General features: G+C 52.4%; 18 protein-coding genes and 1 riboswitch. Of the genes, 8 read left to right on the forward strand and 10 right to left on the reverse strand.

Annotated features, from left to right (window positions below):
• Positions 1-41 precede the first annotated feature (41 nt).
• Both murI and btuB read right to left on the reverse strand, forming a co-directional pair.
• On the reverse strand, positions 42-893 hold the full coding sequence (gene murI / locus G8S19_RS21185) for a glutamate racemase (RefSeq protein ID WP_124022002.1): 852 nt from the start codon (positions 891-893) through the stop codon (positions 42-44).
• Entirely contained in the window at positions 838-2,676 is a 1,839-nt protein-coding gene (gene btuB, locus G8S19_RS21190) for a TonB-dependent vitamin B12 receptor BtuB (RefSeq protein WP_101741940.1), read from the reverse strand. Before btuB ends, murI begins: the two co-directional genes overlap by 56 nt.
• Positions 2,677-2,739: 63 nt before the next feature.
• A riboswitch (cobalamin riboswitch) is annotated at positions 2,740-2,937 on the reverse strand.
• Positions 2,938-3,052: 115 nt separating this feature from the next.
• Between btuB and trmA the strand changes: the two genes are divergently transcribed.
• Positions 3,053-4,153 carry a tRNA (uridine(54)-C5)-methyltransferase TrmA gene (gene trmA, locus G8S19_RS21195; RefSeq protein WP_048213972.1) on the forward strand — a complete coding sequence of 367 codons (1,101 nt, stop codon included), beginning with the start codon at positions 3,053-3,055 and terminating at the stop codon, positions 4,151-4,153.
• Positions 4,154-4,235: 82 nt separating this feature from the next.
• On the opposite strand, the gene G8S19_RS21200 is transcribed toward trmA, so the two are convergent.
• Complete coding sequence (locus tag G8S19_RS21200) at positions 4,236-4,595, reverse strand: YijD family membrane protein (protein ID WP_003028863.1); 360 nt, start codon at positions 4,593-4,595, stop codon at positions 4,236-4,238.
• 15 nt (positions 4,596-4,610) lie between these two features.
• A complete protein-coding gene (fabR, locus tag G8S19_RS21205; protein WP_003028862.1) occupies positions 4,611-5,246 on the reverse strand; it encodes an HTH-type transcriptional repressor FabR in 636 nt (211 codons plus the stop codon).
• 191 nt (positions 5,247-5,437) lie between these two features.
• Between fabR and sthA the strand changes: the two genes are divergently transcribed.
• Complete coding sequence (gene sthA, locus G8S19_RS21210) at positions 5,438-6,838, forward strand: Si-specific NAD(P)(+) transhydrogenase (RefSeq protein ID WP_124022000.1); 1,401 nt, start codon at positions 5,438-5,440, stop codon at positions 6,836-6,838.
• On the opposite strand, the gene oxyR is transcribed toward sthA, so the two are convergent.
• From oxyR to argC, 4 genes are all read right to left on the reverse strand, one after another.
• Complete coding sequence (gene oxyR, locus G8S19_RS21215) at positions 6,821-7,738, reverse strand: DNA-binding transcriptional regulator OxyR (RefSeq protein WP_003028858.1); 918 nt, start codon at positions 7,736-7,738, stop codon at positions 6,821-6,823. The genes sthA and oxyR overlap by 18 nt on opposite strands.
• A 285-nt stretch (positions 7,739-8,023) precedes the next feature.
• Positions 8,024-9,397, reverse strand: a complete 1,374-nt coding sequence (gene argH / locus G8S19_RS21220; protein ID WP_048213973.1) for an argininosuccinate lyase — start codon at positions 9,395-9,397, stop codon at positions 8,024-8,026.
• A 108-nt stretch (positions 9,398-9,505) separates the two neighbouring features.
• Complete coding sequence (gene argB, locus G8S19_RS21225) at positions 9,506-10,282, reverse strand: acetylglutamate kinase (RefSeq protein WP_086523529.1); 777 nt, start codon at positions 10,280-10,282, stop codon at positions 9,506-9,508.
• 7 nt (positions 10,283-10,289) lie between these two features.
• The gene (argC, locus tag G8S19_RS21230; protein WP_116361113.1) at positions 10,290-11,294 is read right to left on the reverse strand and encodes an N-acetyl-gamma-glutamyl-phosphate reductase; all 1,005 of its coding nucleotides are present in this window, start codon (positions 11,292-11,294) and stop codon (positions 10,290-10,292) included.
• A gap of 155 nt (positions 11,295-11,449) precedes the next feature.
• On the opposite strand from argC, the gene argE reads away from it, so the two are divergent.
• The 6 genes from argE to G8S19_RS21260 all read left to right on the forward strand — a co-directional run bounded on the left by argE (position 11,450) and on the right by G8S19_RS21260 (position 20,398).
• The gene (gene argE, locus G8S19_RS21235; RefSeq protein WP_061066984.1) at positions 11,450-12,601 is read left to right on the forward strand and encodes an acetylornithine deacetylase; all 1,152 of its coding nucleotides are present in this window, start codon (positions 11,450-11,452) and stop codon (positions 12,599-12,601) included.
• A gap of 242 nt (positions 12,602-12,843) precedes the next feature.
• Positions 12,844-15,495, forward strand: coding sequence for a phosphoenolpyruvate carboxylase (gene ppc, locus G8S19_RS21240; RefSeq protein WP_048213977.1), 2,652 nt, complete (start codon positions 12,844-12,846; stop codon positions 15,493-15,495).
• Positions 15,496-15,704: 209 nt separating this feature from the next.
• Positions 15,705-17,438: a phosphoethanolamine transferase CptA gene (locus tag G8S19_RS21245; RefSeq protein ID WP_061066983.1), complete on the forward strand. Its 1,734-nt coding sequence runs from the start codon at positions 15,705-15,707 to the stop codon at positions 17,436-17,438.
• Between the two features lie 85 nt (positions 17,439-17,523).
• Positions 17,524-18,372: an AraC family transcriptional regulator gene (locus tag G8S19_RS21250; RefSeq protein WP_253685861.1), complete on the forward strand. Its 849-nt coding sequence runs from the start codon at positions 17,524-17,526 to the stop codon at positions 18,370-18,372.
• Positions 18,373-18,619: 247 nt separating this feature from the next.
• A complete protein-coding gene (gene fsa, locus G8S19_RS21255) occupies positions 18,620-19,282 on the forward strand; it encodes a fructose-6-phosphate aldolase (RefSeq protein ID WP_115601188.1) in 663 nt (220 codons plus the stop codon).
• Positions 19,283-19,294: 12 nt separating this feature from the next.
• Positions 19,295-20,398 (forward strand): glycerol dehydrogenase, encoded by a 1,104-nt coding sequence (locus tag G8S19_RS21260; protein WP_253685862.1) that lies wholly within the window; start codon positions 19,295-19,297, stop codon positions 20,396-20,398.
• An 85-nt stretch (positions 20,399-20,483) separates the two neighbouring features.
• Here G8S19_RS21260 and katG read toward each other — a convergent pair whose 3' ends face one another.
• Together katG and metF are read right to left on the reverse strand one after the other, a co-directional pair.
• Positions 20,484-22,664, reverse strand: a complete 2,181-nt coding sequence (katG, locus tag G8S19_RS21265; RefSeq protein ID WP_048213982.1) for a catalase/peroxidase HPI — start codon at positions 22,662-22,664, stop codon at positions 20,484-20,486.
• A gap of 168 nt (positions 22,665-22,832) precedes the next feature.
• Complete coding sequence (metF, locus tag G8S19_RS21270) at positions 22,833-23,720, reverse strand: methylenetetrahydrofolate reductase (protein ID WP_005121692.1); 888 nt, start codon at positions 23,718-23,720, stop codon at positions 22,833-22,835.
• Positions 23,721-23,854: the final 134 nt, after the last annotated feature.

The following is a 23,854-nucleotide window of genomic DNA, read 5'->3' on the forward strand; positions in this document are numbered from 1 at the left end:
TAAAATAATTCTCCGAGTGCGTATTTTTTCACCAAAACAGACTAAATTGCCAGTTTTTCGAGCGTTTTGAAGCCATAGCGCTGCAACACTGGCAATAATTGTTCAGCCTCTGTTGTCATTGCCATGCAAAATGCCACATTCTCATCGGCCGATTTTGCATCTGGCGCTTCGTGTTCTAATAACCAGGCCGTTCGACGCGCAATCGCAGCACCAGAATCCACCAGCCTCGTCCCCTCGGGCAGGACCTGTAAAAGCTCTTCCTGTAATAGAGGGAAATGGGTGCATCCAAGGACCACCGTATCAGGAGGTTCCGACATCCGCAGCCACGGTCGCAGAATACGGCGCAGCTCTTCCAGAGAAACTGTTTCGCCGTGCAGCTTCGCTTCTGCCAGCTCCACCAACTCAGCGGATCCCAACATCGCTATCTGACACTCGTTAGCAAAGCGCGCAATCAATTCGTGTGTGTACGAGCGTTTCACCGTCGCGCGCGTCGCCAGTAGCCCTACAATACCATTCGCCGTGAGCCGCGCCGCGGGTTTAATCGCAGGCACCACACCGACAACCGGAAAAGCGAACTTTTCACGTAATGCCGGGAGTGACACCGTGCTGGCGGTATTGCATGCGATAACCGCAAGTGCGAGGGGATATCGTTGCTGAACTGCAGTCACAATCTCAACAACACGCTCAACGATAAACCCTTCGCTTTTCTCACCATAAGGAAAGGCGACGTTATCGAAAGCATATATATAGTGGAGATCCGGCAGGAGATTCCGGATCTCATTGTAGACCGACAACCCACCGACGCCGGAATCAAACACCAGCACGGTGGGACGTGAATCAGAAGGTGTAGCTGCCAGACAAGGTGTATTCCCGTCCTGCAGTTGGGTAGCCATAAACTGTCTCGTAATCTTTATCGAACAGGTTGGCGATTTTACCACGAACTGTCAGCTGTGAGGTGATCGGATATGACACTGCCAAATCCCACAAACTCACACCGCCCATTTTTACCGGTTGATAAGTAACGTAGTCCGTATCGTATCGCGTCCCCAGATATTGATATGTCAGGCCCCAGTCAAAATCATAGACCTGCCAGTCGAGCTGGTATTTCACCTGCTGTTTAGAACGACGAGCCAGTGGCTCGTTGGTAATCGCATTACGCGAATCTACGTAGTCGTAGCTAAGCGTATGCGCCAACGGCCCGGTGTCGAAGTTTGCAGTCGCTTCGATACCTTTAATACGCGCTTTGCCTTCGTTGTAGTACTTCTGAGTGTGGGTGTTGTAGTCGATCATGTCATCGATATCGTTGCGATACCCTGACACGCGCCAGTTAACCCCTGATGTTATCCCTTCAAACGCCCCTTCCCACTGCTTACTCTCTTCGGGATCAAGGTTTGCATTGCCGTAATAGCCATGCAACTGACCCAAATTTGGCGCTTTGTAAGATGTGCCATAGGAGGCAATGAAACGATAGCCTTCGATAAACTCCCATCCGGCACTGGTTTGCCATGTACCATGACGACCAAACTCAGAGTTATCATCACTACGTGCCGCACCTTCGAAGGTGAAGTCACCAAGTTGCTGCAATCCCGTCAAATAAAGGCCAGTATTACGTTGGTCGTAACCGTCCGTAACATACCCAGTGCCAGGTTCCGTAGTTTGCTTTTGCCAGTCCACGCCTGCACCAATGTTACCGTGGCCAACAACTATGCTGTTTGACCACTGAACATTGTATTGCTTCATATCATCTAACGTGGCCGAGGTATCATAGCGGCCATAGTTCGGATCATAGTTGTAGTCTTTACTGTGGCTGTAGCTCGAAACCAGTTGTGACTGAATCAGCTCGCCATTAAAACGTAACCCAGCGTCCCAGCTCTGGCTATAAAGCTGTCGGGTATCAAGTAGCGCCGAGCCAGGAGAATAATACGAGTCATAATCTGTGCGGTTATCATAACCATAACCACGAACAAACCCGCTCCATGTCTCGGAGAAGTTGTGCTCCAGTGCGCCATACAGCGTCTTGCTTAAGAAACCGTCTTTATCCGGTTGAGCCTGTGCGCCAGTGCTACCGTAGGCCACGACATCGAAGCCTTTGGTGTAGGCATAATCGCCCATCAACGTGACACGCGTATTTTCGCCAAGCTGTTGTTGGGTTGCGATATCGTAATTTTGATACCCATTGCTTCCCACGCCGGCAGTCAGTTCCGTCCCTGGTTTTTCGCGCGTAGTAATGATATTCACCACGCCGCCAATCGCATCCGAACCATATATAGCGGAACGCGGCCCGCGGATATACTCAATACGTTGCACCAGCGATACCGGGAACTGGCTAAGATCGGCCGAGCCGCTAACTCCCGCTAAATTAAGACGCACACCATCTATCAACACCAGAACATGGCTGGCGTTAGTGCCGCGAATAAAAATAGACGAGTTTTGCCCCATACCGCCGCTTTGTGCGATATCAACACCAGGCAAACGACGCAGTACATCGTTTACCGAGGTAGATTGCCAGCGATCGATGTCCTGACGTGTAACGACGGTGATGGGTGCAAGTACTGCACTTAGGGGCTGCTGAAAACGGTTGGCAGTAACGACGAGAGTATCTGGGCTAGCATCCTGCGCCCAACCAGAAGATGCCGCGACGGAAAGCGCCGTCAACAGCAACGATTTTTTAATCATTGTAAAGCATCCACAATATAAGAAGGATGCCGCAGGTCCACCGATAGTACGCGATAGTGAAAACCAGATGCGACGTTAGCCGGCAGGTCTTCGGGCTTGGAAGGTTATTCAGGATACCGAATAAAAAGAAATGAGGACTTCCCACCCACAGGCAGTGTCTGCTTTACGCTCTCATTTCACCTTTCCTTACCGCTGCGCGTCAGCTCCAGATTTACACTGGATTCCCTTTTAACTCACAGGACCGGAAAACGGATGCTACAGTTTGTTACAACCTGGTGTCCAGACCGGATATCACAATATCGGAAATCATCAATAACTGGACATCTGATGAGCAATCCCTACAATCCCCGCGTACTTTTATTTTTCAGGACGCATCATGACCCCCGAACACCTTCCGACAGAACAGTACGACGCCCAGTTAGCTGAGAAAGTAGTGCGTCTGCAGAGCTTAATGACGCCATTTTATGCACAGGCTCCGGAAGTGTTCCGCTCACCGGTTAGCCATTACCGTATGCGTGCCGAGTTCCGTCTGTGGCATGACGGGGACGACCTGTACCACATCATGTTCGACAGCCAAACGAAAAACCGTATTCGCGTCGACAGCTTTCCGGCGGCCAGCGAGCTTATCAATACGCTGATGACGGCAATGATTGCAGGTGTACGCAACAACCACGTCCTGCGCCACAAACTGTTTCAGATTGATTACCTCACCACCCTGAGCGATCAGGCGGTGGTATCGATGCTGTACCATAAAAAGCTGGATGATGAATGGCGTAAGGAAGCCGAAGCGCTGCGGGATGCGCTGCGGGCGCAAAACCTGAACGTGCATTTGATTGGCCGGGCCACCAAAACCAAAATTGAGCTGGACCAGGACTACATTGACGAGCGCTTGCCGGTTGCAGGTAAAGAGATTATCTACCGCCAGGTTGAGAACAGTTTTACCCAGCCGAATGCCGCCATGAATATCCAGATGCTGGAATGGGCAATTGATGTCACCAGAGGATCAAAAGGCGACCTGCTTGAGCTGTACTGCGGTAATGGCAACTTCTCGTTAGCTCTGGCGCAAAACTTCAACCGCGTACTGGCCACCGAAATCGCCAAACCGTCCGTTGCTGCAGCCCAGTACAACATTGCGGCTAACCATATTGATAACGTGCAAATTATTCGTATGGCGGCCGAAGAGTTTACTCAGGCGATGAACGGTGTTCGCGAGTTCAACCGTTTGCAGGGAATCGATCTGAAGAGTTACCAGTGTGAAACTATCTTCGTTGACCCACCGCGCAGCGGTCTGGACAGCGAAACGGAGAAAATGGTGCAGGCGTATCCGCGCATTCTGTACATCTCCTGCAATCCGGAGACGCTGTGTAAGAATCTGGAAACGTTAAGCCAGACGCACAATGTTTCACGTCTGGCGCTGTTCGATCAGTTCCCGTATACGCACCATATGGAGTGCGGAGTACTGTTAACGAAGAAGTAAGACTGAACGGAGGCCGGATAAGCACTACCGGTTCAGATTGCCGGATAGCGGCTTTGCCTTATCCGGCCTACAGCGACAACTGTTACTCCACAATTTCCTGTTTACGGTTACGCACTTTAAAGCCGATCCAGAACACCAGAATCACCGACAGCACCGCCGGGAAGAAGTTAGAGCCAATATCCGGATATTCAGCACGTACCACGGTGCTGTACAGCAGAACACCGAGAATAAAACAGGCGGCGGCCAGGCCCGGCAATCCCACAGGCATGGTGCGGTTCTGATAGCGTTGATGCAGACAATAAACCGTCAGCACCAGCGAAATAATCGGGAATACGGAGAATGGCACAATGGAGCTAAACAGCGCCGCAAATGTGCCATTGATCGATAAGCCAGCAACCAGCGCCAGCAGCAGCGTACCTTTATCTTGACCTGACTGTTTCATTGCTTGTCCTTCTCGTTACTCGGAGTGGTGCGTCATCTTCTCTTGTTCACGGCGGTACCAATAAAATGCGCCTTTCGCGATCATGCGCAGTTGCAATACCAGCCGCTCTTCCAGCTGCCGACGCTGTTCAGCGCCAACATCCAGTGCTTCTGCCCCGGCGCTGAAAACAATGGTTACCATGGCTTCGGCTTGCGCTTCAGTAAACGCACGAGGCATATGGTTTTCGAGTTCCAGATAGTCCGCAAGTTCCGCAATGAAGTGCTGAATTTCACGTGCGACCGCTGCACGAAACGCTGCGGAAGTCCCCGAACGCTCGCGCAATAATAAACGGAAGGCGTTGGGATTGTTGCCGATGAACTCCATAAATGTTGAGACCGAGGTGCGGATCACACTCCCGCCTTTAGCGATGCGCTGACGCGCCTGGCGCATCAACTGGCGCAGCATCAGACCACTCTCGTCCACCATCGTCAGACCGAGTTCATCCACATCGCGGAAATGGCGATAAAACGAGGTTGGCGCAATGCCCGCTTCACGAGCGACTTCGCGTAAACTGAGGCTGGCAAAACTACGCTCAGCGCTGAGTTGACTAAATGCGGCTTCTACCAGCGAACGCCGGGTTTTCTCTTTTTGTTGCGCTCTAACGCCCATCACGATGTCTGAATCCTTCCACATACCTTGCTGGCACTATACCAGAGATTAGGCGGTTGGCATGGCTTTGTGAATGATTGTTTACGCGCAGTTTGTGCTTCGACTTCGCAAAAAAGCACAACGATAATTGGGTTATCCCGACAACGATGTTACTATTCTGTTGCTTTTATGTATAAGAACAGGTAAGCCTGACCATGTCACATTCCTACGATTACGATGCAATAGTAATAGGTTCCGGTCCCGGCGGCGAAGGCGCTGCAATGGGTCTGGTTAAGCAAGGAGCGCGCGTCGCGGTAATTGAGCGCTATCATAACGTCGGCGGAGGCTGTACCCATTGGGGCACAATCCCGTCGAAAGCGCTCCGCCACGCAGTCAGCCGTATTATCGAATTCAATCAGAACCCACTTTATAGCGACCATTCCCGACTTCTTCGTTCTTCTTTCGCCGATATTCTCAACCACGCTGATAACGTCATTAATCAGCAAACGCGTATGCGGCAAGGATTTTACGAGCGTAACCACTGCGAAATTTTGCAGGGCAATGCCCGTTTTGTTGATGAACACACGATCGCCCTGGAATGCCACGACGGTACAGTGGAAACACTCACCGCAGATAAGTTTGTTATTGCCTGTGGCTCACGCCCTTATCACCCAACTGACGTCGATTTTTCGCACCCACGCGTTTACGACAGTGATTCTATCCTCAGCCTGCATCACGAACCTCGCCATGTTCTGATTTATGGCGCAGGCGTGATTGGCTGTGAATATGCGTCGATCTTCCGAGGAATGGACGTAAAAGTTGATTTAATCAACACCCGCGATCGTCTGCTGGCGTTCCTCGATCAAGAGATGTCCGACTCGCTCTCTTACCACTTTTGGAACAGCGGTGTGGTCATTCGCCACAACGAAGAGTATGAGAAGATTGAAGGCTGCGATGACGGCGTCATCATGCACCTGAAATCCGGTAAGAAACTGAAGGCAGACTGCCTGCTGTACGCCAATGGTCGCACCGGTAATACCGATTCGCTGGCACTGGAAAATATTGGTCTGAAAACCGACAGTCGCGGGCAGCTAAAAGTAAATAGCATGTATCAGACCGCGCTGCCGCACGTCTATGCCGTTGGCGATGTGATCGGTTACCCAAGCCTGGCATCTGCAGCTTACGATCAGGGGCGTATCGCCGCCCAGGCACTGGTCAAAGGCGAAGCCACCGCGCATCTGATCGAAGATATCCCGACCGGGATTTATACCATTCCGGAAATCAGCTCCGTCGGTAAAACCGAACAGCAGCTAACGGCAATGAAAGTCCCATACGAAGTCGGTCGCGCCCAGTTTAAACATCTGGCGCGGGCGCAAATCGTCGGTATGAGTGTCGGAACGCTGAAGATCCTGTTCCATCGCGAGACCAAAGAGATTTTGGGGATCCACTGCTTTGGGGAACGCGCAGCCGAAATTATTCATATCGGTCAGGCGATCATGGAGCAAAAAGGTGGTGGTAACACCATCGAGTACTTCGTTAACACCACCTTTAACTACCCAACCATGGCAGAAGCCTATCGGGTAGCGGCGCTAAACGGCTTAAACCGCCTGTTTTAACGCACTGTCGAAATGGCCATCCATTGATCCCCGGATGGCCTCTGCCAGCTGTTCATAACGGCTGCGCAGCGGCGAACCAGGACGGTACACCAGACCAATCGTACGACGCGGTTCGGGTTTAATGCACGGCAGATAAACGACACCATCACGCTTACGCTCCGGCGGAACAGCCAGCGCAGGCAGTAAGGTAATCCCGCTTCCTGCCGCCACCATGTTACGCAGCGTTTCCAGACTGGTTGCCCGAAAATGGGTATCTTCATCAGCACCCGCTTCAAAGCAGAAGCCCATTGCCTGATCGCGCAGGCAGTGCCCATCTTCCAGCATCAGCAGTTTTTCACCCGCCAGATCGGACATCGGTACACAGTCACGGTTTGCCCACGGATGATCTTCATAGATCGCCAGCAGCATAGGCTCATCAAATAGCGGTACTTCGATGAACGCCTCACTCTCTTTCACCAACGCCAGGATCACGCAGTCGAGCTTACCGCTATCCAGTTGCGCCAGCAGCTGATGCGTCTGCGCTTCATGCAGGTACATTTCCAGTTTCGGGAAGGTCTGGTGCAACATAGGGATAATATGCGGCAACAGGTATGGCCCCACCGTTGGGATCAAACCAATGTGCAGCGGGCCTGACATTGTCTCGCCTTGTTGGCTTGCCATTTCCTTGAGCACTTTGACCTCGCGCAGCACGGTACGCGCCTGATCCACCAGCAGTAAACCTGCCTGAGTGAACAGCACTTTACGACTCGTACGCTCCAGCAGCATAACGCCAAGCTCATCTTCCAGTTTGCGGATTTGCCCGCTAAGCGTTGGCTGGCTGACGTGGCAGGAGTCCGCCGCTCGCCGGAAGTGACGATGCTCGGCTAGCGCCACCAGGTATTCAAGATCACGAATATTCATTATTCATCCTCCATCGCCACGATAGTTCATGGCGATAGGTAGCATAGCAACGAACGATTATCCCTATCAAGCTTTCTGTTTAATAATGCACCACAGAAACGGAACGGTACCCTTTAACCCTTGAAGCGCCTGTCCGTTCTCATACTCGAAATAACTAAAGCCAACGTGAACTTTTGCGGACCTCTGGTCCGCATTTTTTTTGCATAAAAAAGCCCGGCTTAATGCCAGGCTCTGATAACTTTTTGCCTGATGACGCTACGCTTGTCAGGCCTACAACAACAAAGGTTATGCGAGACGCGCCTTTGCATCGTCGATCGCCTGCGCAACCTGCTGGGGTGACACGCCGCCTTTCGCCGCACGTTTATCCAGACAGGATTGCAGTGAGAGTATCGGATAGACATCATCGCCAATGACGCTGCTGAACTTTTGCAAGTCAGCAAGCGACAGCGCTTCCAGCGGTTTGCCCTGACGAATCGCCTCAACCACCGTCTCACCTACGATATGGTGTGCTTCTCTGAACGGAACACCTTTGGCAACCAGATAATCCGCCAATTCAGTGGCGTTGGCATAACCCTGCTGCGCCGCTTCCTGACAACGCGGACGTTTCACCTGGATGCCATCCAGCACCAGCGCGGCCATATGCAGACAGTCCAGCCAGGTGTCGAGCGCGTCGAACAGCCCTTCTTTGTCTTCCTGCATATCTTTGTTGTACGCCAGCGGCAGACCTTTCAGTGTCATCATCATGCCGGTCAACGCACCCTGCACGCGACCGCATTTGCCACGGATCAGCTCTAATGCATCCGGGTTTTTCTTCTGCGGCATCAGAGATGAACCTGAGGTCACACGATCGGACAGCTCGACAAAGCCCGCTTCACCGGTGTTAAAGAAAATCAGATCTTCAGCAAAACGCGACAGATGCACCATGCCGATAGAGGCATCAGAGAGCAACTCCAGTACATGGTCACGATCAGAAACGCTGTCCAGGCTGTTGCGGGTCGCCGAGGCAAAGCCCAACCAGCCCGCCAGCTGCTCGCGATCGATTTCATACGCCGTACCCGCCAGCGCGCCGCAGCCTAACGGACTAACGTCCAGACGCTTAAGCGCGTCCTGCAGACGGCTCTCGTCACGTGCCAGCATTTCGACATAAGCCAGACACCAGTGAGCAAACGTCACCGGCTGTGCTCGTTGCAAGTGCGTGTAACCCGGCATAACCGCGTCCTGATTATCTTGCGCGGTGTCGACCAACGCGCTTTGCAACTGACGATTAGCAGACAGCAGTTCCATGACCGTGTCTTTGCACCACAGTTTAAGATCAGTTGCCACCTGGTCATTACGGCTACGCCCGGTGTGCAGTTTTTTACCTAACTGCCCGACTTTATCAATCAGCTTGCCTTCCACCCAGCTGTGAATATCTTCAGCATCGCTTTGCAGGATCTGCTGCGGATTCGCGCGAACCTCTTCCAGCAGATTATTCAACGCTTCTTCCAGCTGCAGTTGTTCATCAGCAGTCAGTACGCCGACGGTTACCAGCGCTTTGGACCAGGCCACAGAGCCGACAATATCCTGCTCTGCCAGGCGGTAGTCAAAACGCAACGAGTCGTTGAACTGTTTGAACCGCTGATCTGCTGCCTGTGTAAAACGCCCACCCCAAAGTGCCATAACGAATTTCCTTAATATGATATTTTTGCCCGGTGGCGCTGCGCTTACCGGGCCTACAAAACCCATCCAGGCCGGATAAGGCGAAGCCGCCATCCGGCACATTAATAGTTAAGCCAGAATACGCGTACCAATTGGCGTGCCGTTAAACAGCGCCGGGAGTTGCTCAGCATGACGCCAGGAAGCGATATCTACCGGGCGGCCCAGCGTACGCGCAGCATCCAGCGCCGCATTGACCTTCACGATCATGCCATCGGTAATAATACCCTGCTCAATCAACTGTTCCGCTTTCGTCGCGGTCATTTCGGCAATACGCTGGCCTTTGCCATCCAGAATACCGCTCACATCAGAAAGCAGGATCAGATCCGCACCCAGCGTTGCCGCCAGCGCCGTCGCCGCCTGATCGGCATTAACGTTCATCAACAGCCCATCCTCAGTAACGCCAATAGAGCTCACTACCGGCAGAAAACCGCTTTCCAGCAGCGTGTTAATCAGCTTAGGCGAACCCGGCTGCGCCAGTCCAACGTGACCCAACTCTTTATCGAGTGGCGTCACTTTTACACTGTCGCCATCGCCAAGATACAGACCCACAGAGGCAATTTGATGTTTCTTCGCCCAGGCCAGTAAAGTTTTATTCGCGGTTCCCGCCAGTGCCCCTGTGATGATGTCGATTTGATCGGCTGGCGTAACACGCAGACCATTTTTCTTTTTCACCGGCAGATTGAGTTGTTTCATCAGCTCGTCGACGACACAGCCACCACCGTGCACAATGACCAGCGGACGCTGATGCGACTCGCGATAATTTACCAGCGCGGTAAACAGACGCTCCAGCGCCTCTTCGCTATCCAGTAAAACGCCGCCCAGCTTGATAATTAATGGATTCATCATTGCACCCTTAAATAAGAGACTGCGTCTCAGCAAAGCCGAAACGGATATTTGCGCACTGCATGGCCTGTGCCGCCGCGCCCTTCAATAAGTTATCTTCAGTCGCTACCACAATCAGATGTTCGCCCTGCACTGCAAATCCGATATCACAGAACGGTAAGCCAACCACGTTTTTCAGTGCCGGAACGCCTTTTTCATACAGACGCACCAGTGGTTTATCGCTATATGCCTGTTGCAGCGTCTGCGCTACCTGAGCCTGAGTTACACCCGCATTCAGACGGCAGGTAATGGTTTCCAGGATCCCACGTGGGAAATTGCCCAGATGTGGAGTGAAGATCACCTCCGTACCCAGGTGAGTCGCGATTTCCGGCTGATGGCGGTGAGTAAACACGCCATATGGTTGCAGGCTCACTTCACAAAAGCTGTTCGAAATAGCGGCCTTACGGCCCGCACCGCTCACCCCACTGGTGGCGTTAATCACCGGCCACTGACGGAGATCCAACAGCCCGGCATCAATCAGTGGTTTCAGCGACAATTGTGCTGCCGTCGGGTAACAACCCGGCACAGCAATCAAATTCGCGTCTTTCAGTCTGTCTGCGCTCCACTCAGCCAGACCGTATACTGCCTGTTCCAGCAGTTCAGGATGCTGATGGGTAAAGCCATAGTATTTCTCATAAAATGCGCCGTCGTTTACGCGGAACGCGCCTGAGAGGTCAAACACCACACACCCGGCACGCAGAAACTGCGGTGCCAGATCATGACTGACCTCATGAGCCGTCGCGAGAAACACAACGTCCACCCCTGCGCTAAACTCGCTGATATCGGACATTGGCTGTAACGGCAAATCGACAATGCCTTTTAGCTGCGGATGTAAATCGGAGATTAATTTTCCTGCATCATTGCTTTGCGCTGAGACGGTCAAAGCGGTTATGGTCATATCAGGATGGCGATTTACATAGGTCACAAGCTCTGCGCCAGCGTAGCCACTCGCGCCCACAATCAGCGTATTCAACATCGGAGCTGTTCACCTTCTTAGATTCGGTTGCCAGGTATAAGCCTTTATCACCTCACCTTACACTTGGTGGGTTTTATTACGCTCAACGTTATTGTATTTTTATTCACAAATACTGCATGAATATTGATACTATCATGACCCGAGGTGTGTCAACAATGAAAAACAATTTACCGCCATTTATCGAGATTTACCGCGCTCTGATTGCCACACCGTCGATTAGCGCAACCGAAGAAGCGCTCGATCAAAGCAATGCAGGTTTAATCACTCTGCTGGCGAACTGGTTTAAAGATTTAGGCTTCAATGTTGAAGTTCAGCCTGTTCCTGGTACGCGCAATAAATTCAACATGCTGGCGAGTGTCGGGCACGGTGCTGGCGGCCTGTTGTTGGCAGGCCATACCGATACCGTACCTTTTGACGATGGCCGTTGGACACGCGATCCCTTCACCCTCACCGAACACGACAATAAGCTTTACGGTCTGGGTACGGCGGATATGAAAGGCTTTTTCGCCTTTATTCTCGATGCACTGCGCGGTGTGGATGTAACGAAACTGAAAAAACCACTCTACATTCTGGCTACCGCTGATGAAGAAACCAGTATGGCCGGCGCACGTTACTTTTCTGAAACGACCTCGCTCCGCCCGGACTGTGCAATCATTGGCGAACCGACATCTCTGCAGCCCGTTCGCGCGCACAAAGGCCATATCTCCAACGCAATTCGAATTTTGGGTCAGTCGGGTCACTCAAGCGATCCGGCACGCGGCGTGAATGCGATTGAACTGATGCATGATGCCATCGGCCATATCATGAAGCTGCGCGATGACCTGAAAGAACGCTATCACCATGACGCCTTTACCGTGCCGTACCCCACGTTAAATCTGGGCCATATTCATGGCGGCGATGCTGCTAACCGTATCTGCGCCTGCTGCGAACTGCATATGGATATTCGCCCGCTACCGGGTATGACGCTAAACGATCTCAATGGGTTACTTAACGATGCGCTGGCCCCGGTCAGTGAACGTTGGCCGGGTCGCCTGACGGTATCGGAACTGCATCCGCCGATTCCTGGCTATGAGTGTCCGCCGGACCATCAGCTGGTCGAGGTGGTTGAGAAACTGCTGGGCGCACAGACTGAAGTAGTGAACTACTGCACCGAAGCGCCCTTTATCCAGACGCTGTGTCCGACGCTGGTATTGGGTCCCGGTTCTATTAATCAGGCACATCAGCCGGATGAATATCTGGAAACACGCTTTATTAAGCCAACCCGCGAATTAATCACCCAGGTTGTGCACCATTTCTGCTGGCATTAGCGGCTTGTTGCCCTGATAACCCTTTAGGGGTGATTGGGGCGATTTCTTAACATTTCCATAAGCAACGCTTATTTGGTTCGATGTGAATTAAATAACGTAAATTGCCGCCATTTTTTCGTTTGCTGAACCGATTTCGCAGCAATTGACGCCACGAGTTTTACGTGGCTTTATAAAAGACGGCTAAAAAGTTAAGCCCGAAAAATACAGGGCTAATAATTTCAAGATGGGGTGTCTGGGTAAATATGAACGAACAATATTCCGCGTTGCGTAGTAATGTCAGTATGCTCGGCAAAGTGCTGGGAGAGACCATCAAGGACGCGCTGGGAGAGAACATTCTCGACCGCGTAGAAACAATCCGTAAGTTGTCCAAGTCATCCCGCGCTGGCAATGAAGTTAATCGCCAGGAACTGCTCACCACACTGCAAAATCTGTCTAACGACGAGCTGCTTCCCGTTGCCCGCGCATTTAGCCAGTTCCTGAATCTGGCCAATACCGCCGAGCAGTACCATAGTATTTCGCCAAAAGGCGAAGCTGCCAGCAACCCGGAAGTGATTGCTCGCACCCTGCGTAAATTGAAAGACCAGCCCAACCTCGATGAAACCACCATCAAGAAAGCCGTGGAATCGCTGTCTCTGGAGCTGGTGTTGACCGCGCACCCAACCGAAATCACCCGCCGCACCTTGATTCATAAAATGGGTGAAGTAAACGCATGCCTCAAACAGCTTGATAATAAAGACATCGTCGATTACGAGCGCCACCAGCTGATGCGTCGTCTGCGTCAGTTGATTGCTCAGTCCTGGCATACGGATGAAATCCGTAAACTACGACCAAGCCCGGTTGATGAAGCCAAATGGGGCTTCGCAGTGGTTGAAAACAGCCTGTGGGAAGGCGTACCCAACTACCTGCGCGAGCTAAATGAACAGCTGGAAGAACATCTGGGCTATAAGCTACCTGTCGATTTTGTTCCGGTACGTTTTACCTCCTGGATGGGCGGCGACCGTGATGGTAACCCGAATGTCACCGCAGATATCACCCGCCATGTGCTGCTGCTTAGCCGTTGGAAAGCCACTGACTTGTTCCTGAAAGACATCCAGTTTTTGATTTCTGAACTGTCGATGGTTGAAGCCACTCCGGAACTGATGGCGCTGGTCGGTGAAGAAGGTGCGGCAGAACCTTATCGCTATCTGATGAAAATGCTGCGTTCACGTCTGATGGCAACTCAGGCCTGGCTGGAAGCGCGTCTGAAAGGCGAAAAACTGCCAAAACCTGTTGGCCTGCTAACCCAAAACGAACAGCTTTGGGAGCCGCTATACGCGTGTTACCAGTCTCTACAGGCCTGTGGTATGGGCATCATAGCCAATGGCGAGTTGCTCGACACCCTTAGGCGCGTGAAATGTTTTGGCGTACCGCTGGTACGCATTGATATTCGTCAGGAAAGCACTCGTCATACCGAAGCACTGGGCGAACTGACCCGCTATCTGGGAATTGGCGACTACGAAAACTGGTCAGAAGCGGATAAACAAGCGTTCCTGATCCGCGAGCTGAATTCCAAGCGTCCGCTGCTGCCGCGTCACTGGGAACCGAGCAACGATACCCGTGAAGTGCTCGATACCTGCCGGGTGATTGCCGAAGCGCCTTATGGCTCCATTGCTGCCTATGTTATCTCAATGGCGAAAACACCGTCTGACGTACTGGCCGTGCATTTACTGCTGAAAGAATCCGGCATTGGTTTTGCTATGCCTGTTGCCCCGCTGTTTGAGACACTGGACGACCTGAACAACGCCGATGATGTCATGAGCCAGCTACTGAATATCGACTGGTATCGCGGCTTTATTCAGGGCAAACAGATGGTCATGATTGGCTACTCTGACTCCGCAAAAGATGCGGGCGTGATGGCGGCCTCCTGGGCGCAATACCAGGCACAGGACGCGCTGATCAAAACCTGCGAAAAAGCCGGTATCGAACTGACGCTGTTCCACGGTCGCGGCGGCTCCATTGGTCGCGGCGGCGCGCCTGCCCATGCGGCACTGCTCTCTCAACCGCCAGGCAGCCTGAAAGGCGGCCTGCGCGTGACAGAACAAGGTGAGATGATCCGCTTTAAGTACGGCCTGCCGGAAGTCACCATCAGCAGCCTGTCGCTGTACACTGCCGCAATTCTGGAGGCTAACCTGTTACCGCCGCCGGAGCCAAAAGATAACTGGCGTCATATCATGGATGAGCTTTCAGATATCTCCTGCGATCTCTATCGTGGATATGTTCGTGAAAACAAAGACTTTGTACCTTACTTCCGTTCCGCAACACCAGAGCAGGAACTGGGCAAGTTACCACTCGGCTCACGTCCGGCAAAACGTCGCCCGACCGGTGGCGTAGAGTCTCTGCGTGCTATTCCGTGGATCTTCGCCTGGACGCAGAACCGCCTGATGCTTCCGGCCTGGCTGGGTGCGGGGACGGCACTGCAAAAAGTGGTTGAAGACGGTAAGCAAAGCGAGCTTGAAGCAATGTGCCGTGACTGGCCATTCTTCTCCACGCGTCTTGGCATGCTGGAGATGGTGTTCTCAAAAGCTGACCTGTGGCTGGCGGAGTACTACGATCAGCGCCTGGTCAAAAAAGAGCTTTGGCCATTGGGTGAAGAACTGCGTCAGCGTCTGGAAGCCGATATCAATGTGGTGTTGGCAATCGCCAATGACTCACATTTGATGGCCGATCTACCATGGATTGCCGAGTCTATTCAGTTAAGGAATATTTATACTGACCCACTGAACGTCTTACAGGCCGAATTATTATATCGTTCGCGCCAGGCAGAAGAGCAAGGTCATGCACCAGACCCACGCGTCGAACAGGCGCTAATGGTGACAATTGCTGGCGTTGCTGCCGGTATGCGTAACACCGGCTAATTTTTATGCCTGTCACCCTCGTGCTATTGCGCGAGGGTGATATAAAATACTGCTGTCATAACCATCTCATTTTTAATATATTCCTGTCTGCATTTTATACATCCAATGGATATTTGTTAGCAGAACGCGATTTTCGACTCGCATTGCTTCAGATCCTCTTAATGTTTAGCCGCTAACGTTGGCGCTACGATTAAAGACAGGCTCACACTATGCAATCCTTACAACTCCAGTCTAAACCCAAATTTAGCTGGAAAGCCCTGGGTTGGGCACTCCTCTATTTTTGGTTCTTCTCTACCTTACTCCAGGCCATTATTTATTTTACTGGCTATAGCGGAACTAACGGATTACGCGACTCAATACTGTTCAGCTCATTGTGGTTGATTCCGGTATTCTTATTCCCGAACCGTATTCGCATTATCGCTGCCGTTATTGGTGTGGCACTCTGGGCTGCTTCATTGGCCGCGCTGAGTTATTATGTTATTTACGGACAAGAATTCTCACAAAGCGTTCTGTTCGTCATGTTTGAAACCAACGCCAACGAAGCCCGCGAATATCTGAGCCAATATTTCAGTCTCAAGATCGTACTTATCGCACTGGCCTACACAGCAACCGCAATCCTGCTGTGGACGCGTTTACGCCCGGTTCATATTCCTTCGCCATGGCGTTATCTGGTGTCATTTGCGCTGTTGTACGGTTTAATTCTGCACCCAATGACCGTCAATACGTTTATCAAGCATAAGCCTTTTGAGAAAACGCTGGGCGGCCTTGCATCGCGCATGGAGCCTGCCGCGCCATGGCAGTTCATCTCTGGTTATTATCAATACCGTCAACAATTGACCGCATTAAATAGCCTGCTGAATGAGAACAACGCATTGCCACCACTGGCTAACTTTAAAGACAATTCTGGTGATGCTCCGCGTACGCTGGTGCTGGTGATTGGCGAGTCAACTCAACGTGGCCGCATGAGCCTGTACGGCTACCCACGTGAAACCACGCCGGAACTGGATGCGCTGCATAAATCCGATCCAAACTTCACCGTTTTCAATAATGTCGTGACCTCACGTCCGTACACGATTGAAATCCTGCAACAGGCGCTGACCTTCGCGAACGAGAAGAACCCGGATTTATATCTGACGCAGCCGTCGTTGATGAATATGATGAAACAGGCGGGTTATAAAACCTTCTGGATCACCAACCAGCAAACAATGACCGCCCGTAACACCATGCTGACCGTATTTTCCCGGCAGACAGACAAGCAGTTCTATATGAACCAGCAGCGTACCCAAAGTGCGCGTGAATATGACAGCAACGTACTGGCGCCGTTTAAAGAAGTCATGGCCGACCCGGCTCCGAAAAAGTTCATCATCGTCCACTTGCTGGGTACGCACATTAAATACAAATTCCGCTATCCGGAAGGCCAGGGCAAGTTTGACGGTAATACCGAGAACGTACCTGCAGGTCTGAGCAGTGATGAACTGGAGTCATATAACGATTATGACAATGCCAACGTCTATAACGACCATATCATTGCCAGCCTGATCAAAGACTACAAAGCAACTGATCCAAACGGCTTCCTGCTCTACTTCTCTGACCATGGTGAAGAAGTGTATGACACGCCGCCACATAAAACGCAGGGCCGTAACGAAGATAGCCCAACGCGCCATATGTATACGGTACCGTTCCTGCTGTGGACGTCTGAAAAATGGCAGGCTGCGCACCCACGCGACTTCTCACAGGACGTTAATCGCAAGTACAGCAGCTCTGAACTTATCCATACCTGGTCAGATTTGGCCGGCTTTACGTACGACGGTTTCGATCCGACCCGTTCTATTACCAGCCCGGAGTTCAAAGAGACGACCCGCTGGATTGGTAATCCGTACAAGAAAAACGCCCTGATTGATTACGACTCCCTGCCTTACGGCGATCAAATCGGGAATCAGTAATGCCCTCTCAGGCCACTCTTTAAGAGTGGCCTTTTTTTATGATGACGGTTACTGTTTCCCTGTCCACGATCTGTCAGGGATTCACATGTATCACAACATCAGCCACCTACTTTCCCGCCTGATTAACGGTCCCTTACCGCTGCACCAGGTTTACTTCGCCAGCAGCAACGCCGCAACGCCAGAACTGGCGTATAAGGTCGATTTTCCGCGACTGGAAATTGTGCTGGAAGGTGAATTTGCGGATTCTGGTATCGATAAGGTGCTTACCCCCGGCGATGTTTTGTTTGTTCCGGCTGGCGGCTGGAATATTCCGCAGTGGGTCACACCGGTCACGACACTCAGCATTCTGTTCGGCAAACAGCAACTGGGTTTCAGCATCGTCCAATGGGACGGCAAGCAATATCAAAACCTTACCCACCAGCACGTCGCTCGGCGTGGGCCGCGTATTGGCTCTTTTCTGCTGCAAACGCTCCATGAGATGCAAATGCAGCCACAGGAGCAGCAAACGGCCAGGCTAATCGTTGCGAGCTTGCTGAGCCACTGTCGCGATCTGCTCGGCAGCCAGATCCAAACCGCATCACGTAGTCAGGCGCTTTTCGACGCCATTCGCAGCTATATTGACGAACGCTACGCTTCGCCGCTCACCCGTGAATCCGTCGCACAGGCGTTTTACATTTCACCCAACTACCTCTCCCACCTGTTTCAAAAAACGGGCGCTATCGGGTTTAACGAATACCTGAACCACACGCGACTGGAACACGCAAAAACGTTGCTCAAGGGTTACGAGCTGAAGATCAAAGACGTGGCGCACACCTGTGGGTTTATTGACAGCAACTACTTCTGCCGCCTGTTTCGCAAGAATACTGAACGTTCGCCGTCAGAGTATCGTCGGCAGTATCACAGCCAGTTGTCGGAGAAAAAAACTGACCAGTAATCATCGCATACTGGGACAGAAAACGGAGACAAAGGTAACATTTACTGGATTTTTGTATTATCAAAAAACATATACCAGCACATATCACTTACATGTGAAGTATCTCTCACTTTTATAGACATATTACATTTATCCAGCTTTTGGCAGATTTGTCAGATAGCGCCGCGTGACGAAACACTCTTATCCTGTGCATAGCAAAGCAACCCGGCAACGGGCAGCTAACGGAAAACATAGAGGGTGTTTTTGTATGGAACTTTATCTTGATACCGCCAACGTCGCAGAAGTCGAACGTCTGGCACGCATCTTCCCTATCGCGGGCGTCACCACCAACCCAAGCATTGTGGCAGCAAGCAAAGAATCTATCTGGGATGTACTGCCACGCCTGCAGAACGCCATTGGCAAAGAGGGTATTCTGTTTGCCCAGACCATGAGCCGGGATGCACAAGGCATGGTGGAAGAAGCCAGACGCCTGAGCAACGCCGTGCCCGGTCTGGTGGTGAAGATTCCCGTCACGGCTGAAGGTCTGGCCGCGATCAAAATGCTGAAAAAAGAGGGTATCACCACACTGGGCACCGCGGTATACAGTGCTTCTCAGGGTCTGCTGGCCGCACTGGCTGGGGCAAAATATATCGCACCTTACGTTAACCGTATTGACGCTCAGGGCGGCGACGGAATTCGCACAGTACAAGAACTGCAAACATTGCTGGAACTGCATGCGCCAGACAGCATGGTGTTGGCGGCCAGCTTTAAAACTCCGCGTCAGGCGCTGGATTGCTTGCTGGCAGGATGTGAAGCAATCACCCTGCCATTAGACGTAGCGCAACAAATGCTCAATACCCCTGCGGTAGAGTCAGCGATAGAGAAGTTTGAGCAGGACTGGAACAACGCATTTGGTCACATCAACCTGTGAGGGAAATAAAGTATGGATCGCATTATTCAATCACCTGGTAAGTACATCCAGGGTGCTGATGTTATTACCCGTCTTGGCAGCTACCTCAAACCACTGGCAGAGCGCTGGCTGGTCGTTGGGGACAAGTTTGTCTTAGGCTTTGCCCAACCTGCGCTGGAAAAAAGCTTCCATGACGCCGGATTGGCGCTGGAAATTGCACCATTTGGCGGCGAATGTTCGCAAAACGAAATCGACCGCCTGCGTGGCATGGCAGAAAAAGCGCAATGCGGGGCCGTGCTCGGTATCGGCGGCGGTAAAACGCTGGATACCGCCAAAGCGCTGGCGCACTTTATGGGTGTACCGGTCGCCATTGCGCCAACCATCGCCTCCACCGATGCACCGTGTAGCGCACTGTCCGTCATTTACACTGATGCCGGTGAATTTGACCGCTATCTGCTGCTGCCGAACAACCCGGACAGGGTCATTGTTGATACCAAAATTGTCGCGGGCGCACCGGCGCGTCTGCTGGCAGCAGGTATCGGCGATGCGCTGGCAACCTGGTTTGAAGCACGCGCCTGCTCACGCAGCGGCGCAACAACCATGGCGGGTGGTCAATGCACTCAGGCCGCACTGGCGCTGGCGGAGCTGTGCTTCAATACGCTGATCGAAGAAGGTGAAAAAGCGATGCTGGCCGCCGAGCAGCACGTGGTCACGCCTGCACTGGAGCGTGTAATTGAAGCCAATACCTATCTGAGCGGCGTCGGTTTTGAAAGCGGCGGCCTGGCTGCGGCACACGCCATTCATAACGGTCTGACGGCAATCCCGGATGCGCATCACTACTACCACGGTGAGAAGGTGGCTTTCGGCACGCTGACGCAACTGGTGCTGGAAAACGCGCCGGTAGACGAAATCGAAACCGTGGCAGCGCTGTGCCATTCCGTTGGCTTGCCGATTACCCTGGCGCAACTGGATATCAAACAGGATATTCAGGCGAAAATGCGCATTGTGGCTGAGGCAGCCTGTGCCGAAGGCGAAACCATCCACAACATGCCTGGCGGCGCAACGCCGGATCAGGTTTACGCTGCGCTGCTGGTGGCCGATCAGTATGGCCAGCGGTATCTGCAAGAGTGGGAATAACCTGCCAATAAAAATCCCCGCAAATGCGGGGATTTTTTTATTCCTACGATGCCGGACCCGCACAAGCGGCATCCGGCATCGTCTGTTACAGCAGATCGAAACGATCCAGGTTCATCACTTTCACCCATGCGGCCACGAAATCTCTCACGAACTTCTCGTGGGCATCGCTGCAGGCATAAACTTCAGCCACTGCGCGCAGTACAGAGTTAGAACCAAATACCAGATCGGCGCGGGTTGCGGTGTATTTTACTTCGCCGCTCAGACGATCACGGCCTTCAAACAGCTCTTTTGACTCATCAACCGCCTTCCACTCATGACGCATATCCAGCAGATTGACGAAGAAGTCAGTGCTGAGTACGCCAGGACGATCGGTAAAGACGCCATGCTGGCTACCATCAAAGTTGGCACCCAGTACGCGCATCCCGCCCACCAGCACGGTCATTTCCGGTGCTGTCAGGGTCAGCTGCTGCGCTTTATCGATCAGCAGCGACTCGGTGGTCGACACGTCAGGACGGGCACGATAGTTACGGAAACCATCTGCAATAGGCTCCAGCAGCTCAAACATCTCGATATCGGTTTGGTCCTGACGCGCATCTACGCGGCCCGGAACAAAAGGTACAGTGATGTTAACACCCGCCGCGCTTGCCGCTTTCTCGACACCGACCACACCGGCCAGCACGATAATATCGGCCAACGAGGCGGTATGAGCAGATTTATAAATACCTTCCAGCACAGGCAGAACGCGTGCTGCGGTGGCATTCACATCCCAGCCGCGCTGTGGATCCAGCGCCAGACGCGCACCGTTAGCGCCACCACGTTTGTCACCACCACGGAAAGTCGATGCGGAAGCCCACGCCACCGATACCAGCTCACTGACAGAAAGTCCGGAAGCTGCAATGGTCGCCTTCAGGTTAAGAATGTCTTCTTCGCTTGGGTTGAAGAACGCATGCGGCAGTGGATCCTGCCAAATCAGATCTTCTTGCGGTACTTCCGGTCCGATGTAACGCGCTTTCGGCCCCATATCACGGTGCGTCAGTTTAAACCACGCACGGGCAAAGGCTTCGTTGAACGCCTGCGGATCGTTAAGGAAACGACGAGAGATCTTCTCGAACTCAGGATCAAAGCGCAAGGTCAGGTCGGTGACCAGCATTGTTGGCTTGCGTTTTTTCGACGGATCAAACGGATCGGGGATAATCTCCGGTGCGTCAACCGCTTCAAACTGAATAGCGCCTGCCGGGCTGCGAGTTTGCACCCACTCATATTTGAACAGGTTCTCGAAGAAATAGTTGCTCCACTGGGTCGGAGTCTGCGTCCAGACAACTTCCAGACCAGAAGTGATGGCATCTGCACCCGAGCCGCTGCCGTAGCTGCTGGCCCAGCCCAGGCCCTGCGCTTCAATTGGTGCAGATTCCGGATCAGGACCAACATGGGATGCTGGTGCTGCACCGTGGGTTTTGCCCAACGTATGACCACCACCAATCAGCGCGACAGTTTCTTCGTCGTTCATTCCCATGTTACCGAAGGTCGCGCGAATAGCCGCTGCCGCAGAAAGCGGTTCGCCGCTATGGTCCGGCCCTTCCGGGTTCACATAGATAAGGCCCATTTCGGTTGCGCCCAGCGGCGCTTTTGCCAACTCTTCAGGATGGCGGTGAGTCAGCCAGGCTTTCTCATCACCCCAGTTTACGTCCAGATCCGGTTCCCAGACGTCTTCACGCCCTGCGCCAAAACCGAAGGTACGGAAACCTGAGTTTTCCAGCGCCACGTTACCCGCGAGGATAAACAGGTCGGCCCAGGAAATTTTCTGACCATATTTCTGCTTGATTGGCCACAGCAGACGACGCGCCTTATCAAGGCTAACGTTGTCCGGCCAGGAATTCAGTGGTGCAAAACGCTGCTGTCCGCGACCCGCGCCACCGCGTCCATCGATGGAGCGATAGGTCCCTGCACCGTGCCATGCCATACGGATGAATAAACCGGCATAGGTACCCCAGTCAGCAGGCCACCACGGTTGAGATTCGGACAGAAGGGCTCTGAGATCCCCTTTCAGGGCAGAATAGTCGAGTTTGCTAAATTCTTTGCGGTAGTTGAAGTCCTCGCCCAGCGGGTTCGAACGGTTGGAATGTTGGTTCAGCAAATCTACACGGAGTTGATTAGGCCACCAGTCGCGGTTGTTCGTTCCTGCTCCCGCGCTCTGGTCGTGACCGCCCTGATGAAAAGGACACTTACCGGCAGTTGATGTGTTCTGGCTATCGTCGGACATGCTCATCTATATGCTCCCTTTACAGTGTTCTGACTACGATATACACCACCAGAGATAAGATATAGTCGAAATAACCCACAGATTCGATAGCTAATTCCTTTTATATTTTACGTTACAGAGATGTAGATCAAAATGATCAATAAAAAGCCCTCCGTAGAGGGCTGGGGCATCTGTTTAATTCGGTCTTACACCCAGTGTGTGACAAATAGCGTAGCTCATCTCAGCGCGGTTGAGCGTATAGAAGTGAAAATCTTTCACCCCTTCGCGACTGAGGATCTTCACCATGTCCATGGCGATATTCGCCCCTACCAGCTTGCGGGTTTCGGCATCATCATCCAGACCATCAAACATTGTCGACATCCAGGAAGGGATACGAACATTGGTCATGTCGGCAAATTTTTTCGCCTGCTTAAAGTTGGAGACTGGCAGGATACCCGGAATAATTTCCACATCGATACCCGCAGACACGCAGCGATCGCGAAAACGCAGATAGCTTTCTACATCGAAGAAGAACTGGGTAATCGCACGGTTCGCACCGGCATCAACCTTACGCTTCAGGTTCAGCAAATCAGCCTGAGCACTCTTTGCTTCCGGGTGCACTTCCGGGTAAGCCGCAACGGAGATATCAAAGTCAGCAACGTCTTTCAGCAGCGTCACCAGGTCAGAAGCATACATATCCGGTTTACCGCTTCCCGGCGGCAAGTCACCGCGCAGGGCAACAATATGACGAATACCGTTGTTCCAGTAATCCTGAGCAATGGTACGCAGCTCATCACGGGTCGCATCAATGCAGGTCAGGTGCGGCGCCGCTTCAAGACCCGTGCGATCCTTAATACCTTTAATAATGCTGTGAGTACGGTCGCGCTCACCAGAGTTTGCACCGTAAGTGACTGAAACAAACTTCGGCTTCAGGCTGCTCAGGCGATCGATGGAGTTCCACAGGGTTTGCTCCATTTCACTGGTGCGCGGCGGGAAAAACTCAAATGAAACGTTAATCTGACCGGCAACTTCTGCCAGGCTCTGATTCAGGGCTTCCCGCTGGTTGGCGTGAAAAAAGCTCATACCTTACCTCATCAATCTTTTGTCGTTATATGTTGTGTTGTAAACTGCTATACGTTTAGACGTCTAGATGTAAAAATGACGGAAAAGCATGCTGGCGTCAACACAAAAATCATCGCTAAAGGTGAGGAATACTC

Source organism: Citrobacter sp. SX206, assembly GCF_024181025.1.
GTDB lineage: Bacteria > Pseudomonadota > Gammaproteobacteria > Enterobacterales > Enterobacteriaceae > Citrobacter > Citrobacter youngae.

Excerpts from the sequence above, each read along its gene's own strand:
- murI (WP_124022002.1), bottom strand. The coding sequence starts at position 893 with ATGGCTACCCAACTGCAGGACGGGAATACACCTTGTCTGGCAGCTACA.
- btuB (WP_101741940.1), bottom strand. The coding sequence starts at position 2,676 with ATGATTAAAAAATCGTTGCTGTTGACGGCGCTTTCCGTCGCGGCATCT.
- trmA (WP_048213972.1), top strand. The coding sequence starts at position 3,053 with ATGACCCCCGAACACCTTCCGACAGAACAGTACGACGCCCAGTTAGCT.
- G8S19_RS21200 (WP_003028863.1), bottom strand. The coding sequence starts at position 4,595 with ATGAAACAGTCAGGTCAAGATAAAGGTACGCTGCTGCTGGCGCTGGTT.
- sthA (WP_124022000.1), top strand. The coding sequence starts at position 5,438 with ATGTCACATTCCTACGATTACGATGCAATAGTAATAGGTTCCGGTCCC.
- oxyR (WP_003028858.1), bottom strand. The coding sequence starts at position 7,738 with ATGAATATTCGTGATCTTGAATACCTGGTGGCGCTAGCCGAGCATCGT.
- argH (WP_048213973.1), bottom strand. The coding sequence starts at position 9,397 with ATGGCACTTTGGGGTGGGCGTTTTACACAGGCAGCAGATCAGCGGTTC.
- argB (WP_086523529.1), bottom strand. The coding sequence starts at position 10,282 with ATGATGAATCCATTAATTATCAAGCTGGGCGGCGTTTTACTGGATAGC.
- argC (WP_116361113.1), bottom strand. The coding sequence starts at position 11,294 with ATGTTGAATACGCTGATTGTGGGCGCGAGTGGCTACGCTGGCGCAGAG.
- argE (WP_061066984.1), top strand. The coding sequence starts at position 11,450 with ATGAAAAACAATTTACCGCCATTTATCGAGATTTACCGCGCTCTGATT.
- ppc (WP_048213977.1), top strand. The coding sequence starts at position 12,844 with ATGAACGAACAATATTCCGCGTTGCGTAGTAATGTCAGTATGCTCGGC.
- G8S19_RS21245 (WP_061066983.1), top strand. The coding sequence starts at position 15,705 with ATGCAATCCTTACAACTCCAGTCTAAACCCAAATTTAGCTGGAAAGCC.
- G8S19_RS21250 (WP_253685861.1), top strand. The coding sequence starts at position 17,524 with ATGTATCACAACATCAGCCACCTACTTTCCCGCCTGATTAACGGTCCC.
- fsa (WP_115601188.1), top strand. The coding sequence starts at position 18,620 with ATGGAACTTTATCTTGATACCGCCAACGTCGCAGAAGTCGAACGTCTG.
- G8S19_RS21260 (WP_253685862.1), top strand. The coding sequence starts at position 19,295 with ATGGATCGCATTATTCAATCACCTGGTAAGTACATCCAGGGTGCTGAT.
- katG (WP_048213982.1), bottom strand. The coding sequence starts at position 22,664 with ATGAGCATGTCCGACGATAGCCAGAACACATCAACTGCCGGTAAGTGT.
- metF (WP_005121692.1), bottom strand. The coding sequence starts at position 23,720 with ATGAGCTTTTTTCACGCCAACCAGCGGGAAGCCCTGAATCAGAGCCTG.